Origin of the sequence: Gelidibacter japonicus (genome assembly GCF_010725055.1) — a bacterium.
GTDB classification, from domain to species: domain Bacteria; phylum Bacteroidota; class Bacteroidia; order Flavobacteriales; family Flavobacteriaceae; genus Gelidibacter; species Gelidibacter japonicus.
In genome coordinates, this window is the sequence record NZ_BJKB01000001.1 from 489,459 (window position 1) to 507,395 (window position 17,937).

Consider the following 17,937-nt stretch of genomic DNA (forward strand, 5'->3'; position numbering starts at 1 on the left):
TTAACCGCGATCTCCTACAAAACTAAACAATTCTTGCTTGTACTAATAAAAATAAGCCTTGTTGTTGCGGCATTTTACTTTATATACTCCAGATTATTTCAAAATAAGGATTTAAGTTTTGTCGAATTCATCCAAAATCTGATCAATTATAGTTCTTTTTCAACGAATACTGTGGTAGTTTTAGTGTTTTTAAGCATCCTTAATTGGTTTTTTGAGATCAATAAATGGCAGGCTTTGGTAAGTACCGTTACCGAAATTTTATGGGTTGAAGCCAAATCACAAAGTTTGGGAGCCCTTACCGCTTCGTTATTCACTCCAAACCGTATTGGTGATTATGGTGCAAAGGCAATGTATTATCTCCCTCAATATCGCAAAAAAATAATGTTTCTGAACTTACTCGGAAATTGCACACAAATGGGCATTACCACTATTTTTGGGACGGTCGGATTGATATACTTTGCACACCACCATCAGCCCCAATTAAACTATGTCGGCATCCTAATTTGGCTTTCCGGGATTGGAATTATAGGGCTTCTATTGGTTTGGACCTTTAAAACGACGTGGTTAAATAAGCAGGCAAATACTATTTATAGACTATTTGGTTTTGTGAAGCGTATTTCTAACAAAATCATACTCAAAGTAGCTCTGTATTCCTTACTGCGCTATTTGATTTTTACCTTTCAGTTTTACTACCTCTTGGTCTTATTTGGGATTGACATGAGCTATTTGGAAGCCATGTCTGCCATTGCATGCATGTATATTTTATCGTCAATTATTCCTTCTATCTTTATTTTTGATGTGATTATTAAGGGTGGCGTTGCGGTGTATCTATTCGGACTTATTGGCGTTTCAGAGTCTATTGTGTTGTCCATTGTCACCTTCATGTGGATTTTAAATTTTGTACTTCCAAGCGTTATTGGCAGTTACCATGTGCTTAAGTTTAAATTTCCTAAAACTACGTCATGATTTTTATCTGCATTGGCATCACCTTAATTTACGTCATGCTCATCATGGGTTTTAGCTTGGGCTTTGACCGTATCAAAACTTTTGAGTTGGGCCAGATGAAACCAACTACACGTTTTAGTCTTATCATTCCATTTAGGAATGAGGAAAAAATGCTTCCTGCACTTTTGGCATCTATTGCAAATTTGAATTATCCGAAGGATTATTTTGAAATTATTTTTGTGGATGACGATTCTGAAGACAGGTCGGTTCATCTGATCCATTCAATTTTGACTATTCCTGAAAGTACTCCAATGGATTTCAGGGTGATCGAAAATATAATAACCAGCCATTCACCAAAGAAAGATGCCATTAGCTTGGCCATTTCACAAGCTAAATACGATTGGATTGTAACGACAGATGCCGATTGTGTGCTCCCAAAATATTGGTTGGATAGCTTTGACGAATTCATTCAAAAACAACAGCCCGATTTCATTGTTGCACCAATAACCTACGCCAAGTGCCAAGGATTTTTACAAAACTTCCAACTTTTGGATGTCTTGAGTTTGCAAGGTGCAACCATTGGCGGCTTCGGCATAAAACAACCATTTTTATGCAATGGCGCCAATATGGCTTATAAAAAGGAACTTTTTAATATACTGAACGGCTTTCAAGGCAATTCAGAAATAGCAAGTGGGGATGATGTGTTTTTACTTGAAAAGGCCACAGAACAAAATGCCAGCAAGGTGCATTATTTAAAATGCCAAGATGCTATCGTTTACACTTCAGCATTAAATTCATGGGCCGATTTGATTCAACAACGCGTACGATGGGCGGCTAAATCGAGTGTTTATAAAAATTATTTTGGAAGACTCGTGGGGCTGATCGTTTTTAGTCAAAATGTGCTTTTGGTCGGCTTAGTATTGCTGTTTCTAACTGGTGTTGTAAAACCTCAGCCACTATTATATATGTTCATCATAAAATTGGGCGTTGATTTTCTATTGATATATAAAGCAGCCCATTTTTTCAATCAGAAAAGTCATTTAAAACATTACTTTTTATCATCCCTATGCTATCCTCTCTTCGGTATTCATGTAGTGCTTTTAGCTGTATTTAAGGACTTTAGATGGAAAGATAGAACTTATAAAAAATAAGTCCGCTATCATTTCTTTTTGTAGATTTACAATCATCCAACTCCTGTTTTATGAAAAAATCAATTCTTATTGCAGTTTTTTTATTCAGCTCCACTTTGATTATTGCCCAAGAAACCCATACTGTTGATGGTCAATCTGTTCAATTAAAAACTGCAGTTACAGGCCCCTTAGGTTTACTTTGGACCATTATTGACGATGAGTATCGCTACTTCATAAAAACTCAGGACCATCAATTGGTGGAATTGATCAACACTAAAAATGCAGACCATGTCTATCAGGAAGAATATAAATCGACCTTAAAAGAGCTTACAGACAACAGCATAGATGCTTCCAAGGTCAAGTTGAGCTTGCCAAGTTTAGCACGTTTTATAGACCGCTATAATAGCTTTGTCAATCCAGATTATGTATCTATGCACTCCAATTTTAATCCCGACATCCGCTTAGGGGTTTTTGGGGGCATCACCAATAGTCCGTTTGTAAGCAATCCTCAGAATGTAAATTCGACTGTGGTTGGTGCGGAGATTGAAATGCTTGGCGGTGTAAACAATAGGCATTCGGGCTATTTACAATTGCGACATGTGGCGGAAAAAGATGAATTCAAATATAAAACGACAGAGCTTTCCTTAGGGTACCGGTATCGGTTTTTTCAGAAGCCGAGATTTAGTCTGTACGGCGATGCCAAGTTTGCAACGCTGAATTTCACCAAGGCGACCGTTACCTATATCGACGATAATGACCTTAGCCACACAGAATATATTGACCAAACAGCATTTGATCTACCGCTTATTATCGGATTGGGTGCTGACGTCAAATTAAGTCATGCCATTTATGCCAATCTGAGCTACAACCAAATTTTTGCAATATTCTTTAAAAACCAAGGCAACTTTTCTTCGGATATTACCCTCGGACTCAAATTTAAAGTCAATTAGTTAATGTTGACAATGACCGGCAAACTAAACTCAGTAGCAACCTGCTGGCTGCGTTTAATAGCAGGATAAATTTTAGGAAGTGAATCAAAACTATGCCTCAAAATGCTGTCCAGCTGTGGAATTTGAGCATTGGTTATCGAATCCATATCAATGTTTTGGATGGAAAAGCGTCCAGTCTTATCAATATGAATTTTTAACAGTACAGTATCCGAAACATCTTCAGTCACCACAATTTTTTGGTTTTCTAAATGCGACGTAAGCAAATCATGAAGGTAGTTTTCAAAACAGGCCTTTTTTTCTTGAGTGGTAGTGGCCGCTTCACAATCAGTGAAGGTCGGATACACATCCACGTCATTCCAGTTGATGGCTTGTATTTCTTCTTCCAAAAGTTGTTCGGGGGACACCTTTTTGGATTGAAAATAATCACAAGAGCACAGTAGGATAAAAAAAACAAGTAATAATGGCTTCATTTCATAGTGTACTGAAGCTGAAAAGTACAATTTTTTTAGAGAATAAATTCATTCGAAGCTGTTCTGTTCTTTAATTTATTTCGACCAGTAGGTTTTAATACACAAGGTTGGCCTCGATCAAAAAATCATTTTCGTTTTAGGGGACAGTTCTTATGCATAAACTTAACCGCAAGGAACACAACTAAAAAACGCAAGTAACGCAAAGAACACCGTGTTTTAAAAAGCGAATAGAATAAAGTATGGCGAACTCGGCGCTACCCTTTGCTCCCGTTAGATATCGGGATTGCGGTAAAATATAGCATCTCGACACTTATTCAGATTTCATGAATTTCTCGTCCTTAAGTTCTTTCAACCGCCCATTGGCAAAAGGAATATAGACGCTTTTGGGAAACTTTTCCTTAAACACTTCGTAGGCCTTAATCTTGGAATCCTTATCGGCGTAGTATTCGTCCTTTGTCCGCACCAAAAAGAATTGTGCGGTCTCATCCTGTGGATCCTCCTTTATGGCAGATTGAAGGGCCGCAATGGCTTCCTTATACTTTCCTTGACGATTTAAGACCGTGGCCAGTTTGGTGTATTCGGCGTTTAATGGTTGATCCATAATGTCCAAAGCCTCAGAAATCCATTTTTCCGCAGATACATAATCATTAATAGTTTCGTACAGCTGTCCCAAAATATAAAGATTGGTTGCGCTTTTTGGATCGAAATTTACGGCTTGATTCGCATGGACAATCGCTTTCTCATACAAGGCCTGTTGAGCATAGCAGAAACTCAATTTTTCATGGATAAACTGAGAGTTTTCACCCAGAGCCAATAATTTCTCAAACCATAGTGAAGCTTCTTTATAATCCTCTTTCCAATAATAATTGAGCGCTTTTAAATTGATCAGTTCCGCATTGTTGGCATAACTCTCCAAACCCGTATTGATGTAGTGCAGTGATGACTCATGTTTTCGCTTTACCAAAAAATATCTGGCCATTTTAGCGATGGCTTTTTGGTGGGTGGGATCGAGCTCATAAGCCGAATGAAATCTGTTCATCGCGGTGGAATCGCCTTGCTTTTCAAATACCAGGCCTAATTCGTAATGGTAATTTGGGTTTCTATAATCAAGATAGACCAATTCACTCAACAACACCGCAGCATCATTAAGCTTATTGCTTCTGGATAGCAATTTGGCATAATCATATTTAATGAGTGCGTCCTCAGGAAAAGCATTGAGCGCAAGGTCATAGTTTTTTAAGGCTAAATCATAGTTACCAAGGGCCAGATAAGCTTTGGCCATCTTTTCATAGACCAAATCTTGCGGGTCATAGGTTTTATAAGCCTCAATGGCTTTAGAGTAGTTGCCATGGGCATACAGGCTGTCCGCGCGTTTTAAGAGGGTGCCCTGGCCTTGTGTGGACCATGTGAGCAACGCAATTATTAAAAAAGTACAAAATTTAATCATGAGGCGGTTAATTGGTATTGGGCATCATCTTTTTAGTGGTTTTGCCATCAGTAATATTTAGATGGGTAAAATAAGGATCGCGATTCAGTAAAATAATGAGACCGTCATAACGTTTTTGTTCAGCTTCTGTGAATTGGTCAAAATCATCCACCACCAATTTTAAAATGCCATCTTGGGTATTATTTTCCCATTGCTCTTTGGCCTTATCAGTTTTTCTTTGATTGACATAGTCCTGATAGGTCTTTTGTTTTTTTAGTTTTTTGGCCATTTCAAAATCGCTAGCCGCATCACTTCCATTTTCCATTTTAATGGCCAACATTTTATCTGCGACATAATTCATATGGACCACAAATCGGTAATACGCTTCACGAGACATCATATATTGATCGGTTTCCACGATAAATTTTTCAAATATCAATGGTGGGGTGGCGCCTCTACGTTCCATATCCAAGAGTTCTTTTTCAAGGGTGAATTGAAGTTGCTCATCGGACATACTTTCATAACCAGGGTGTTGGGCAATAACACCCAAAGGGAAAAGCATAAGTAGAAAAAATTTATACATATTTAGAGTGTATTTATTGGACTTCAAAAAGTATCGGAAGGCTATACGGCACAATTACCGCTTCACCATTTTGTTTGCCAGGTTGCATTTTTGGTAAGGCTTCTATGACGCGAATTAACTCCTTTTCCAATTCAGGACGAGCGGCTCTTGCTCTAATGTTTGAAATCGTGCCGTCAGTACCAATTTTAAATATAACCGTCATGCGTTGCCTTCCAGTCAAACCTACTTCTTTGGCCAGTTTGGCATTGAAGTTTTTATTGACGAAGGAGGCGATTTTATCCGAAGTACACTGTTTACGTTCTTTATTCGAACTTAAACCTTGACAAGATGGAAATATTGGCACTTCATCTACAACGGCATAAGGGATTTCCGTTTCATCCACTATTTTGTTCTGTTCTTTAAATTGCAAGGCTTTAAGATAATCCTGTTCAGACTGATCTGTGTTCTCCTTATTTGTATCTGGCGCATCATCTTTAACCTGAAACAAAATAGGCAAGCTATAAGGCACTGTTACAGTATTTCCTCTTTGTTTTCCAGGGGTGAAATCTGGCATGGATTGAATGACCCTAACTGCCTCTGCTTCCAACGCAGGATGTGGCGCTCTTGCCATAACATCTCTAATCTTTCCATCCTTCCCTATTTTAAAAATGACGTTGATGCGCTGTCTTCCTTTAAGGTTCTTTTCTGTAGCAATATCGACGTTGAAGTTTTTATTGACAAATTGCGCTATATTATCAGAGGTGCATCGTTTATCATGGTCCTTAGACCCAGTTGCTTCACAACCATCGAATAACGGTGGTTGGTCAATTACGGCGTAAGGCACTTCAACATCATAAGATTCAAAGGATTCCGTTTTCTCTTCCTTTTCTTTTTTACCAAAATCCAATGAAGTAGTTATTTTACCATCGGTAATAATTAATGTATGGAAAAAGTCGTCATTTTTAATCATATCCATTTTTTTATCATAACGTTTTTGCTCTGCTACTGTAAAGTTTTTCATATCCTTAACAGCTAACCTTAACACACCGCCCATTGTACCACTTTCCCAATTAGAGATAGCTTCATCCGTTTTTTGATGCGCCAAATACGCTTCATATGTATTGTATTGGTTAAGCACTTTATTAACAAAGGTCTTTTCCCTATCATTGTAAGTCCCCTCTTTTTTGGCTTGCTCAACGAACAATTCTGCATGATATTTATCATAAGCTTTTCTTCTTGCTACCTCATCCATAGACTTAATATACTTTTCACTTTCGCTCCCATAATCATGGATTATTTTAGATTGATTGCCATTTCTTGCTAATTCTAAAATCTCATTATAATATTTGTCCACAAGCTCCTGAAAAGTCAATTCCTGGTTCAAAACTTCATTATCAAACACGGGAAAAGGATCTTTTATTTCACTCGCATAAGACGAGGTGTACATCAACATACCCATGACCATAGGGACCAATAAGGCGTACTTAATAAGATGGATTTGTTTTGATTTTGATTTGCTCAACATAAGGATTCGTTTTTTGACCTGCCCGTTATGGAATGTAAATTGTTTTCCAAATACGTTCAGGCGGGTTAATGATTGTTTGAAAAATGGATTGATGAATGAGACCTGATGGGTCTCAAAGACCTGGGACAGCAAACTTTGATAATAGGCCGATTTGCCTTTATAGTTTACGGCTTTTGCATCGGCGATGAACTCGTGCAAATTGGAGAGTCGGGTTTGATACATATAGATGAATGGATTGAACCAAAACACGATGCGTAAGATCTCGAAGACCAGTAAATCCCAACTATGTTTCTCCTTGACATGCACCATTTCGTGCTGTAGAATATGTTCTTTCTTTTCTGCTGAAAGATCAGTTCCCAAAAAGATATAGTGGAAAAAAGAAAAGGCTGCGCTGCTGTTCAATAAAAACACAATCAGGGCGTCACCTTGCCAACGTTGCGGATTTTTGTAAAGCATTCTGCCAATCATAATGATCTTATAGGCTAAAATTAATGCCGCCAAGACCATTCCCACAATCCAAACGTAAGTCCATGAAAAACTTGCCGCTTGCTCTGTAATTTGCTGGGATCCCATCACCAATACAGGGCTGTCAAATGTTGGCGAAACATCTCCAATGATGACTTCTGGCAGTCGCACGACCATAGGTTCCGGAACCATGGCTTTAATGCTCTCAAATTTTAAAAAAGGCAGGATAAACGACAAGAATGCCGTACCGATCAAATACGCACGATTCCAATTAAAAAAAGTTTCGTTCTTTAAAAACACATCGTAAATGATCAAAAAGAACACTTGAAACGCAATGGTCTGTAGAATATAGTGTAACATATTTAGTCGTCTTTTTTGTTAATCTCCTTTAAAATGGATTCCATATCCTTTAAGCTCAAATCATTTTTCTTGACAAAAAACGACACCATACTTTTAAACGAGCCTTGAAAATAATTATCCACCAGCATATTGATACTTTGGTTGCTGTATTCCGTTTTTGCCAGCAGTGGAAAATACACATGGCCTTTGCCTTGTTTTTCATAATCCACAAAACCTTTGCTTTCTAAAATCCGCACAATGGTCGATACCGTATTATAGGCAGGCTTCGGTTCAGGCAATTCTTCTATAATTTGTTTGACGTTGGCTTTTTGCAGTTGCCATAACACCTGCATAATCTCTTCTTCGGCTTTGGTAAGTTGTTTCATAATAATTTCCTGCGTGAGCAGGAAGGTTTTTAGTTATACTTTAATCTTGAGTCAATAAATCAGGTTAAAAGTTTGCAGCCTGTTAATACCGACTATGATTTTAAATGGCGTATTCATGCTCCTTAAAATCGATGCAGATATTATACTTTATAAAAATTAACACGACGTTAAAAAATTAAATGGATCTGACTTGACAATGCTAATATAACTAAAATATCAGTTCAAACTAATCTTTTAGTTTAAAAGATTTAAAAATAAATATAGAAGTGGGAAAAGTATTTATAAATATCTTGGAGTACCAATAAGATATGAAAGAGCGGAAATTCACGTTATTGTATACGAGGAACTACAGATTTGGCAGTTGAAAAATTGGATGTACTTCGTTTTTGGGTTGTGGGTTTCATCCCGCAAGAAAACGGGATTAGTTCAACCAACAAAACCCAATGCGCTTCGCTTTTGCGTTTTACCTGCCTGTCGGTAGATAGGGGTTTCACTAAAAAAACCTAAAAGCTTTCCAGACGGTCAACTATTAGGTTTTTACTTTTTTTGCTATTAATTCAACAAATTACTTAGAGGGATTAATTAATTATTGTTGACATTCAAATATAGAAAACCGATCTGACATTTTATTACGGAAAAACCGTAAACTTGATGCGGAAAAACCGTAGTATTCAAGCGTAGCAAGGGTTTAGAGTGTTTTCAAAAGTCAACAAAAACAGAAGTTTTAACACTTTTAATTATATAAAACCCTTTTTTCTTGCATTTTCAATGAGTGTTTCATCCTTTCCGTCCTCCACAGAGAACAAAAGTTTGAGTTGCTTTTTGCGCTTTTCAATAGCGCTCATAGATAAATTGATATGTTCCCTTAAAGAAATGGTCCTGATGCCCTGTGACAAAAGATGTAGAATTTTCCGATTGATGTCATCGACATAAATATCAGTAGTAACCGATTTTTTCAAAAAATTACTAACCGTGCTACTATAATATGGTGGCGAGGATAAAATATGCTGAAAAGCCTCAGCCAATTCACTAGAGGTCATATCACTCTTGATCAAAAATCCGTCAGGGTTGATTTGTTTGATTATACTATGCACCCTGTAAGATTCGTTGAACATTGTTAAGATAACAATTTTGGCATTGGGCATGATATCACGGGTCATTTTTGCAAGATCCTCACCGGAAGTCAATTTGCCATCGGCAGAACTGGGCAGGCTAATATCAAAAAAGCAAATATCATATGGCTTTTCATTGGCAGCTCGCTGCAATAATTGATAGGCGGTGTCACAGTCATTCGCCGTATCTATTCGTAAAATTTGATTGTCTTTCTTGGATGCCATCAAGGTATTCTGGTAGCCTTCGATTATGATAGGATGGTCATCTACCATTAATATATGAATGTGTTGCATTGGTTTTAGGGTGTATAGGGGATTTTCACTTTTATGGTTGTGCCTTGATTAACTTTTGAGCGGAATGCTACTGTTCCATTAAGTTCCTTAACTCTGGCATTGATGTTTTTTAAACCGATGCCTTTTTTGCTCTTATTCGGATCAAAGCCAATACCGTCATCAACAATGAGAAAGCAAACTACAGATTTTTTTAATTGAAAGCTAATTTTAACCGTCTTTGCATTAGCGTGCTTATAGATGTTTTGAAGCGATTCCTGCACCATTCGGTAAACATTGATTTTGGTTTTATTAGGAACCACATCCCAGTTGATATCATCGGTATAATTAAATTCATAATCCAGTCGATACGCTTCACATTGTTTCTCAATCAACTCTTTTAAAATATCCATAAACCCTGAACCTGCCACAAAATCTATGCTCAGATCGTGAGAAATCTTCCGAATATCATTTTCAATGGTCTGCAATTCAGAAATGTATTTTGATCTTACCTGAACCGCTTCTTTGCCTTCCATGAAATTATAACTGTCCAAGCTTAACCGTGTGCCAAAAAGACGTCCTAAAACACCGTCATGCAATTCTTGCGAAATTCGTTTCTTTTCCTCAGCTCTCGCATTATCAACCTTGTCTTGTTGTGACAGCATTAAATTGTAGATTTCTTCGTTGGCGGCCTGCTGATCTTGTTTGAATTTTAAGGCTTTGTTTTTGTTGCGCTGGGTAAAAATAATATACACCAAGATGGAGGCCACCAACAACACAATGGAACTAATGGTCCACCACATTTTCGCAGCGGCAATCCGTTGATTTTCCAACTCTATTTGATCCGTTTCAAACTCAATGCGGGCAAACTTATTTCTGATGCCCCGTTCATAAGCCAAAAGACTATCACTTAATTTTATATGCTCTTTTAAATAGACTTTTCCCTCCTCTCCAGGATTTAATTCAGAGAGCAGGATCATCGATTCTAAAAGGATGTCGTTAGACGAAATGTCATTGGCCAATTGGTACGATTCTTCGGCATATTTTAATGCTTTTTCTTGCAGGCCACGAGCTTTGTAAAAGTTTGAAAGATCAATAGTCACATTGAGCTTATTCAAAGGATCGTTGAGACTGTCAGAAATAAAATATGCTCTTTCAAACATCTGTTCCAAGAGTTCATAATTGTCGTTCCCATTCAAGAACCTTGCGTAGGCCACATTGTCCAAAACCAAGGCATAAAACTCAGGCTCTAAATCAAACAGTTCTTTATGATCTAAAATGCCTTCATAAAGAGTCAATGCTTTTTTATAATCGCCCATTTCCTTATAGACATGCCCCATATTATTTTCTGAGGACAGCTGCAATATGATGCCCTCCTTCATGCTTTTGGCAATCAACAAAGCTTTCTCATGATACTCGAGCGCTCTATCAAAAATCTTAATGATTCTTGCTCCTGTACCGAGCCTGGTATAGAGGAGCCATAGACTTTCCTTCATATACTCGTCCATAGGAAGATGTCCAGCCAATTTTATGGCTTTGATTGCGCTTTCTTCACTTCCTATATAATCCTTTTCTACTCCTTGGATTTCAGAAATGTTTATTAATATGTCTACCTGACGTGACGTAAGTTCTAATTGTTCAGAAATCTTATAAGCTTTAGAATAATAATAATAAGCACTGTCATTTTGAAACCTATTTTGATGATGGTACCAACCCAAATTATGGCTGGCTATAGCCATGGCCAAAGAATCCTGAATTGATTTTGAAAGCTTTAGTGTTTTGAAGTTAATTCTTTTAAACTCATCGAAATCACCGGTATAGATGCAGAGCAAAGAATAATTATGGTTGGCCTTAATGGTAACAGAATCCACCTTCAAAGCATTGGCATATTCCACTGCTTTTTTTGCATAGGCAAATTGTTCATCTAGAGACAACTCATTGCTTTTGCTAAGGGTTTGAAATTTTAAGATACTATCATATTCGGGCGACTCCAACTTTTTTTGGGAATAAACCCATGATCCGAAAAAAAATAAAAGAGCAATTAGAAAATTTAACCTGAACACGTTGGAATATTTTTTTTGAATGCTTCCAAATTTATAATAATTTATTCAATCTCTACCGTTTAATTTATACCAACGCCAAAAGCTCTTATTAATTAAAATAAGAGCTTATACTTTTTAGAAATACATTCAATCTATCCCTGGGTTGGAATGCGTATCCCATTTCTTGAATGTGCAAGCAAGTCAAATTGCGTTTTTGACTGCTCGTACTTATTTGATTCCGTTTTAGTTTGAGAAGGGGCTTTTTCAGTTTGGCTAGAAACTGTTAAGAATAATGCTAATAATAAAGTAATTTTTAAAGTTTTCATTTAATTACAATTTAGGGATTATATACTATTTTAGTTAATTAATAATTGGGCATAAAAATGCCATTCGAGGGAGGAATGGATTATTAACTTCTGAGCACAAGTGCTCAAGTATTGCAATTTCATGTCGAGGGAAGTAAGGACATGCAATAACACCTTGTAAAAAAATGGATTAAGATAGTCTTGAAATAAGTTGGTTAGGGCTTACTTAAGAGCATCAAAGATATTATAAAAAAGTTATCAACAAAATTATTAAGGGATAAAAGTCAAAAAAATCCGATGAAATGCATGATATCTTGCCAATTCATCCTTAAACCTCAGGAAAGGGCTAACGGAAGTTGTTGAAATCAAGAAATCTCCCCAAAACAAAAAAGCATCCCGATTCTGTTAAAACAGAAAAGGAAAGCTTCTCATCGGAATACCAAATTGCTCTGGTATCACTACGTTCCGTCCCGATAGCTATCGGAGTACGGAAACAACACAACATCTTCTTATCCCATGACGATGGGAATTTCGCTAAAAAAAGCCCTAAATTCCTTTAGAGCTTCTTAGCATTATGCGGTCTGGACGGGACTCGAACTTGGTTCGATTATCCCAGCCTATATCAGCACTCTTGTAAAATCTCTTTGTCTATGTTGACGATCTGTGACCTTTTTCCCGTGGGGTATGGTCCAATTTGTTTCGTCTGGTGCAAAAATACTAAATAGATTCAAATAACCATATATTATATGAACAAATATTCATACATGGATATCAACGTTTCATATGATGTTATAATTCACTTCTGTAGAAACTCCATCATATTTATATCCAAAACATCATGCCATTATTTTCATGGAATCGGTATTAACACATCCAATCATTTATTTAATTGTCGTTCCAATGTTCCAATGTCAGAAGGACCACTCACATATTTTTTAATTATGCTCCCATTGCCATCAGTCAAAATATGCCAAGGAATACCAAAGGAATCGGTGCCTCTTAGGCGTCTTAAGTCAGCCATGAGGCTGTCGTTGGCTCTTATATGATACCCTCCCAATTCGTAGTACTTCATCATCTCCATCCATTTCTCGGCTTTGTCATCTTCGTCTATGGATATATATAGCATGGTAGTATTTTCTCTTTTCAATAAGTCGTATAGCTTATTATTAAAGTGGAATTCCCGTTTGCACGGACTGCACCACGTGGCCCAGATATCCACATACACTCGTTTGGAATTTATTTTTCTCACGGCTTCCCTGAGAGAATTTATATTTTCGGCATCGTCTACAATATGAGTATTTTCACTGAAGGATTCATCCTGTTTCCTGTGAAAAGTGATGATAGGGATAATTTCTGACTCGATAAAATGTGTGTATTCACTATGTGGATAAGCTTTTTTAAATTGCTCGAATAGGGTCACCAACTCCTTTTCATAATTTTTGTTGATCGCCTCCATGTTTAGGTATGCAGCATAATAATACTCAAGCTGTTCGCCTGTTAAATATTTTATGGCTAATTCGATATGATGGGTGTGAATCAATCCTTGATTTCTAATTCTGACTAACGTTATAAAAAGAAGGCTTTAATTTGGATCCAAATTTAGGCCTAGTTCTTCATTTGTCAGCCCGAATTTATCGATTTGTTTTTTGATTCTCTTAACCAATCCCAGTTTTCTTTTCTGATGTAAATATAGATAGCCTTCAGGATTTAGATAGGGCACACCTTTGACGGTCATGTTCCAGATAATTACTGCTAATTTCTTGCCGTTGCACTTACTGCCGATACTCTGACTTTTCGAAAATTTATTCTTTGAAAGAAATCCCTTAAAGGTGTAGATTCTTTTAAATTCCCAATGGCATTGGCTGCATTTCTAAGTGCAATCTTTAATCTGTTGCTTCCTTTTGGGATTTTGCTGGAGAGTACTTTTCCGCCACTAACTTTATTGTTTGGCGCGAGCCTGAGCCAACTGGCAAAGTGCTTTGCTGTTTTGAACCTTTTTATGCCGTCAAAGCCTACTTCACCCATTAGTGCCAATACGGTGGAATAGCTCATTCCCTCTATGGCCAGAAAGTCTGTGCCTTCGAACATTTGATAGGACTTCAGGTTTAGATCTATGTTCTTGGGTGTGTTTTTATTTATTCTTTTGTGGGGTTTGGGATCAATAAAGTGCTCTCTTTTGTCCTGGTCTGAATCTATTATCTGAGCAAGTTTTTTTTCGATTTCCACATCACACTGTTCGATTTTCTGTTGAAGATGGTCGTAGGTCTCCAATTCTTGTTGGAGGGCAAACAGATAGTCTTTCCTGTCATTGGACTGTAATGCCAAAGCGATCTCTTCTTCGCTTTTTCTGCAGTTGCCATGCCTAAGTGCAGCCAGCTTTAGGGGATCGCTTTCTCCATCGCATATAGCTCTTATAATCAATAATCCTGTTAAACCGCAAATATCTTTAACCACCACATCCAGTCTGAGATTGATCAACCGCAGATATTTCTGCATTTTCTTTGATGTAGAAGCTGCTGAATGAATCAGGTTTGAGCGATGCCGGCAGTAGGTACACAGTTGTTCTGTCTGCTCATCGGGTAAAAAGCTACTGGAAAGCAACCCTAAAGTGTGCAGTTTTTGGATCCACTGACAGTCCATTACGTCACTTTTTTTCCCTTTGATGTTCTTTGTGAATTTGCCATTACAGAGTATCACGTGAAAACCCCTAGAAATAAGTACAGCGAACAGGTTTTGCCAATAGGTTCCTGTGCTCTCCATGGCTACGGTTTTTATATTTCTTTCCTTCAGCCAATCTGCCATCCCGAAAAGGTCTTGATTATAGACCCCAAATTCCCGAACATCCTGTTCGGTCTGTCCGACGGCCACCCAGTGCGAGCGGCTTCCAATGTCAATACCCGCGGCCTGCGGATTTATGACTTCCATTGCAATAGATTCTTGTTCAATTTCACCTTGAATTTAAAAAGCTCTGAGAAGATGTGCTTTTGGCAAAAAAATATTCTGAACGGGGTTGCCGAGATATCGGCACCGCCACTTCACTTTCCGTTTAGCAGTTGGTTTATTTAATGTAATTACTTTCATATCAGCACTTTCGCCCGCATTACGTATAGCCATTGTTGAACGAATCCTCCCTACCGGTCGGAAGCCCGCCTGAACAGTTCAGATTGGATGTCCCTACCGTAAATGTAATAGATTTATTAATTTGTAGCTAAATTTTAAATCTAATATCATGTTTAAAAAAAAGTAGAACCATTGCCCAGCGCGCTTTTGAGGAAGTAGCAGGCTTCCGCACACTCCAGAACAGATTGGAGCAGAGCTTTTCCATCAATGGCAAGGCCAAAAGCACCCTGAACAATTATCTCCGGTGCCTGGCCCACCTCGCTTTGCACTACAAACAAAGCCCGGAAACGCTCTCGGTGGAAAATATTGAGGCGTATCTGTACCATTGCCAAAAACTCCACAAAACCCCTTCCGAAAGTTTCTTCAAGCACACCATTTTTGGGCTCAGGGCCGCCTACAAAGTCATGGGCATGGAGGCCAAGCGCGTGGCTTTGCCCCAGATCAAACGGGACTTGAAACTGCCGATTGTTCTAAGCCAGGAAGAAATGAAGCGTCTTTTAAAAGCGCCGAAGTATCTTAAGCACCGTTTGATTATTGGGATGCTCTATGGCTGTGGCCTTCGCAGCTACGAACTGTGCAACCTCAAGTTGGCAGACATCGACTTTGATCGAAGAACGGTCTTTGTTCCCAAGAAAAAAGGTAAGATCGACCGTTATGTTCCCTTGAGCGCATATTTGGTCAGAGGACTAAAGACGTATATCAACACGGAAAATCCGCAGTGTTATCTTTTCAACAGTCAGGTCACCAAAGACGGGGAGTCGCGTGGGCTGACCACCAATGGCATCCGTTGGGTGATCAAGGAAAACCGCAGTAAAATCGGTAGTTCCAAAAAGATTACGGCCCACACCTTGCGGCACACCTTTGCCACCCATTTGTTGGAATATGGGGTTGATATTGTCAGCCTAAAGGAACTTTTGGGCCATGCGCATATCGAGATGACCCTGACCTATCTGCATGTGGCCAATCTGCCCAGTGGTTCCAAGTTTTCCCCACTGGATAAGCTCTACGGGTAATGCGCCCCAAACATACGGTCGCTGACATTTTAGAAATGGAACAGCTACAGCTCAAAAACTTGAGCCTGACCTCCTGGCATTACCGTGCCCTGCAGGCCATAAAGATGTGCCGGACCAAGGCCATGGGCGGGCATATTGATAAATGCGATTGTTGCCACGGGCTCCACATCAGTTACAACAGTTGCAGGAACAGGCATTGCCCAACCTGTCAGGGACACAAGCGAGAAGAGTGGATCAGGGCACGGGAGAACGAGCTATTGGACGTCCCCTACTTTCATGTCGTGTTTACACTTCCAAGCGAGTTTAACAGCTATGCCCTGAGCCACGGCAAAATCCTGTACGGCAGTCTGTTCAGGGCTGCCTGGCAGACCCTGCAGCAATTTGGTGACAATCCCAAGCATCTCGGTGGCAGGATGGGGATGATTGCGGTGCTGCATACCTGGGGCCAGAACATGAGTCTGCACCCACACCTGCACTGCATTGTGCCAGGCGGTGGTCAGAGCCAATCGGGACAATGGAAAACTGTAAAGAACAAAGGCAACTACTTGTTCAATGTAAAATCAATGAGCCAAGTGTTCAGGGCAAAATATATCGCAGAGCTTAGAAGGAGTGGCTTAAAGATCCCTCAGAAAATTTACAATGAAGTGTTCCGTAAAAAGTGGGTGGTCTATGCCAAACAACCTTTTAGAAGTCCAAAATATGTCATTGAATACCTGGGCAGATATACCCATAAAATAGCGATCAGCAACCATCGGATTACGGATGTCGATCGTAAAAACAGAAGTATAACCTTTACAGCCAAGGATTACCGTCGTGCAGGCAAGAAAGTCAATTTAACGGTGTCGAGTACAGAATTTATCAGACGTTTTTCCCTGCATATTTTACCCAAGGGATTTACCAGGATACGGCATTATGGTATGTTGAGCAGCAGCTGGAAAAAGGAGAAGTTGCCAAAACTACAGGCGGAGCTGGCTACTGTAAAAATAGAAGCTGTCAGTACAATACAGCCACTTTTACACCGCCGATGTCCTGTCTGTAAAAAAGGGAAAATGCATACTATTTTGTTGTTCAATGACCGTGGGCCACCCGAGAATTGGCGCGTTTTGCTAAAAGATAGAAAATTGAATAGGAGCAACTAAAAATTATTCTGCATATGCGGACGGGCTGCGCTATGTCTTGACTTTAAAAATTAAACGATAAAAACCACAGATCGTAAATTGAAACCACTAAAAAGCCACGGAAAATGTTATAAAATAATCGACTTCTATGCTTCTTGACCACACGAATACCAGCGTAACCTCCAAAAATCCTTCCCTTAACTTAACGTTTTACCCATAGACGGCAAATCAACCGGATTCGTCAAATCGGATAGGAGGAACGGGATTAATTCCCGCTCCGACCTTCCACAGCACCCAGCGTACGGATCCGTACTGGGCGCTTCCTTAAGTTTTGATACTAACCTTTCGATATTGGTCTGACAGCATTACATAGCCTGCTTTTCTCAGATTTTCCGTGGTGATTGTGGTCTTAAGGATAAAACTATCCGCTGTATGCCAATAGCTTTTCCTTGTATTTGCCCATGCCCAAGCCTTGGATTTCTCAACCCCTAGCTTGATAAGATTCTTCACTCTGGTTCGTATCCGTTTCCATTGTTTCCATATCACCATCCTGATTCGTCTTCGGTACCACTCATCTATTCTAAGAAGCAGATTCTTCATGTCTGCCAATTTGGAGTAGTTCACCCAACCAGTGATGTACTGGCGAAGGACTTCTTTTCTTCGGGAATTACCCCAGCCATTACTACGGGATGTCAGCTCTTTTATTTTAGCTTTCATTTTGGCTACACTCTTTCGGTGTATCCGTAGGCGCCCTTCTCC

The 17,937-nt window shown here is 38.9% G+C and carries 16 protein-coding genes; 5 read left to right on the forward strand and 11 right to left on the reverse strand.

What is annotated here, in order from left to right; genetic code table 11:
- The first annotated feature begins 33 nt into the window (after positions 1-33).
- Genes G6N06_RS01980 through G6N06_RS01990 form a run of 3 tightly spaced genes read left to right on the forward strand, consistent with a single transcriptional unit; the run spans position 34 to position 3,025 of the window.
- Positions 34-966: a lysylphosphatidylglycerol synthase domain-containing protein gene (locus G6N06_RS01980; RefSeq protein ID WP_240337934.1), complete on the forward strand. Its 933-nt coding sequence runs from the start codon at positions 34-36 to the stop codon at positions 964-966.
- The gene (locus tag G6N06_RS01985) at positions 963-2,096 is read left to right on the forward strand and encodes a glycosyltransferase family 2 protein (protein ID WP_163514362.1); all 1,134 of its coding nucleotides are present in this window, start codon (positions 963-965) and stop codon (positions 2,094-2,096) included. Before G6N06_RS01980 ends, G6N06_RS01985 begins: the two co-directional genes overlap by 4 nt.
- 50 nt (positions 2,097-2,146) lie before the next feature.
- On the forward strand, positions 2,147-3,025 hold the full coding sequence (locus tag G6N06_RS01990; RefSeq protein WP_163514363.1) for an outer membrane beta-barrel protein: 879 nt from the start codon (positions 2,147-2,149) through the stop codon (positions 3,023-3,025).
- Here G6N06_RS01990 and G6N06_RS01995 read toward each other — a convergent pair.
- The 10 genes from G6N06_RS01995 to G6N06_RS02040 all read right to left on the reverse strand — a co-directional run bounded on the left by G6N06_RS01995 (position 3,022) and on the right by G6N06_RS02040 (position 14,852).
- Positions 3,022-3,495 (reverse strand): hypothetical protein, encoded by a 474-nt coding sequence (locus G6N06_RS01995; RefSeq protein WP_163514364.1) that lies wholly within the window; start codon positions 3,493-3,495, stop codon positions 3,022-3,024. The genes G6N06_RS01990 and G6N06_RS01995 overlap by 4 nt on opposite strands.
- A 310-nt stretch (positions 3,496-3,805) precedes the next feature.
- Positions 3,806-4,942: a tetratricopeptide repeat protein gene (locus tag G6N06_RS02000; RefSeq protein WP_163514365.1), complete on the reverse strand. Its 1,137-nt coding sequence runs from the start codon at positions 4,940-4,942 to the stop codon at positions 3,806-3,808.
- A gap of 7 nt (positions 4,943-4,949) precedes the next feature.
- Positions 4,950-5,504, reverse strand: a complete 555-nt coding sequence (locus G6N06_RS02005; RefSeq protein ID WP_163514366.1) for a hypothetical protein — start codon at positions 5,502-5,504, stop codon at positions 4,950-4,952.
- A gap of 13 nt (positions 5,505-5,517) precedes the next feature.
- The gene (locus G6N06_RS02010) at positions 5,518-7,833 is read right to left on the reverse strand and encodes a M56 family metallopeptidase (protein WP_163514367.1); all 2,316 of its coding nucleotides are present in this window, start codon (positions 7,831-7,833) and stop codon (positions 5,518-5,520) included.
- 2 nt (positions 7,834-7,835) lie between these two features.
- Positions 7,836-8,198 carry a BlaI/MecI/CopY family transcriptional regulator gene (locus tag G6N06_RS02015; protein ID WP_163514368.1) on the reverse strand — a complete coding sequence of 121 codons (363 nt, stop codon included), beginning with the start codon at positions 8,196-8,198 and terminating at the stop codon, positions 7,836-7,838.
- 737 nt (positions 8,199-8,935) lie between these two features.
- Positions 8,936-9,604 (reverse strand): response regulator, encoded by a 669-nt coding sequence (locus tag G6N06_RS02020; protein WP_163514369.1) that lies wholly within the window; start codon positions 9,602-9,604, stop codon positions 8,936-8,938.
- Positions 9,605-9,609: 5 nt separating this feature from the next.
- Entirely contained in the window at positions 9,610-11,514 is a 1,905-nt protein-coding gene (locus tag G6N06_RS02025; RefSeq protein WP_163514370.1) for an ATP-binding protein, read from the reverse strand.
- Between the two features lie 260 nt (positions 11,515-11,774).
- Entirely contained in the window at positions 11,775-11,948 is a 174-nt protein-coding gene (locus G6N06_RS02030) for a hypothetical protein (protein WP_163514371.1), read from the reverse strand.
- 856 nt (positions 11,949-12,804) lie between these two features.
- A complete protein-coding gene (locus tag G6N06_RS02035; protein ID WP_240337935.1) occupies positions 12,805-13,467 on the reverse strand; it encodes a TlpA family protein disulfide reductase in 663 nt (220 codons plus the stop codon).
- Between the two features lie 212 nt (positions 13,468-13,679).
- A complete protein-coding gene (locus G6N06_RS02040) occupies positions 13,680-14,852 on the reverse strand; it encodes an IS110 family RNA-guided transposase (RefSeq protein ID WP_240337936.1) in 1,173 nt (390 codons plus the stop codon).
- A gap of 380 nt (positions 14,853-15,232) precedes the next feature.
- On the opposite strand from G6N06_RS02040, the gene G6N06_RS02045 reads away from it, so the two are divergent.
- Both G6N06_RS02045 and G6N06_RS02050 read left to right on the forward strand, forming a co-directional pair.
- A complete protein-coding gene (locus tag G6N06_RS02045; protein WP_240337937.1) occupies positions 15,233-16,060 on the forward strand; it encodes a tyrosine-type recombinase/integrase in 828 nt (275 codons plus the stop codon).
- Positions 16,060-17,199, forward strand: coding sequence for an IS91 family transposase (locus G6N06_RS02050; RefSeq protein WP_163514372.1), 1,140 nt, complete (start codon positions 16,060-16,062; stop codon positions 17,197-17,199). The genes G6N06_RS02045 and G6N06_RS02050 overlap by 1 nt, the downstream gene beginning before the upstream one ends.
- A 303-nt stretch (positions 17,200-17,502) precedes the next feature.
- Here the strand turns inward: G6N06_RS02050 and G6N06_RS02055 are convergent.
- The coding region (locus tag G6N06_RS02055; RefSeq protein WP_308469741.1) for a group II intron maturase-specific domain-containing protein at positions 17,503-17,937 on the reverse strand (435 nt) is incomplete at its 5' end.

What these genes read in the sequence shown, in the direction of transcription:
- G6N06_RS02030 (WP_163514371.1), bottom strand. Translation starts at nt 11,948, where the DNA reads ATGAAAACTTTAAAAATTACTTTATTATTAGCATTATTCTTAACAGTT.
- G6N06_RS02005 (WP_163514366.1), bottom strand. Translation starts at nt 5,504, where the DNA reads ATGTATAAATTTTTTCTACTTATGCTTTTCCCTTTGGGTGTTATTGCC.
- G6N06_RS01985 (WP_163514362.1), top strand. Translation starts at nt 963, where the DNA reads ATGATTTTTATCTGCATTGGCATCACCTTAATTTACGTCATGCTCATC.
- G6N06_RS01995 (WP_163514364.1), bottom strand. Translation starts at nt 3,495, where the DNA reads ATGAAGCCATTATTACTTGTTTTTTTTATCCTACTGTGCTCTTGTGAT.
- G6N06_RS02020 (WP_163514369.1), bottom strand. Translation starts at nt 9,604, where the DNA reads ATGCAACACATTCATATATTAATGGTAGATGACCATCCTATCATAATC.
- G6N06_RS02050 (WP_163514372.1), top strand. Translation starts at nt 16,060, where the DNA reads ATGCGCCCCAAACATACGGTCGCTGACATTTTAGAAATGGAACAGCTA.
- G6N06_RS01990 (WP_163514363.1), top strand. Translation starts at nt 2,147, where the DNA reads ATGAAAAAATCAATTCTTATTGCAGTTTTTTTATTCAGCTCCACTTTG.
- G6N06_RS02040 (WP_240337936.1), bottom strand. Translation starts at nt 14,852, where the DNA reads ATGGAAGTCATAAATCCGCAGGCCGCGGGTATTGACATTGGAAGCCGC.
- G6N06_RS02015 (WP_163514368.1), bottom strand. Translation starts at nt 8,198, where the DNA reads ATGAAACAACTTACCAAAGCCGAAGAAGAGATTATGCAGGTGTTATGG.
- G6N06_RS02010 (WP_163514367.1), bottom strand. Translation starts at nt 7,833, where the DNA reads ATGTTACACTATATTCTACAGACCATTGCGTTTCAAGTGTTCTTTTTG.
- G6N06_RS02000 (WP_163514365.1), bottom strand. Translation starts at nt 4,942, where the DNA reads ATGATTAAATTTTGTACTTTTTTAATAATTGCGTTGCTCACATGGTCC.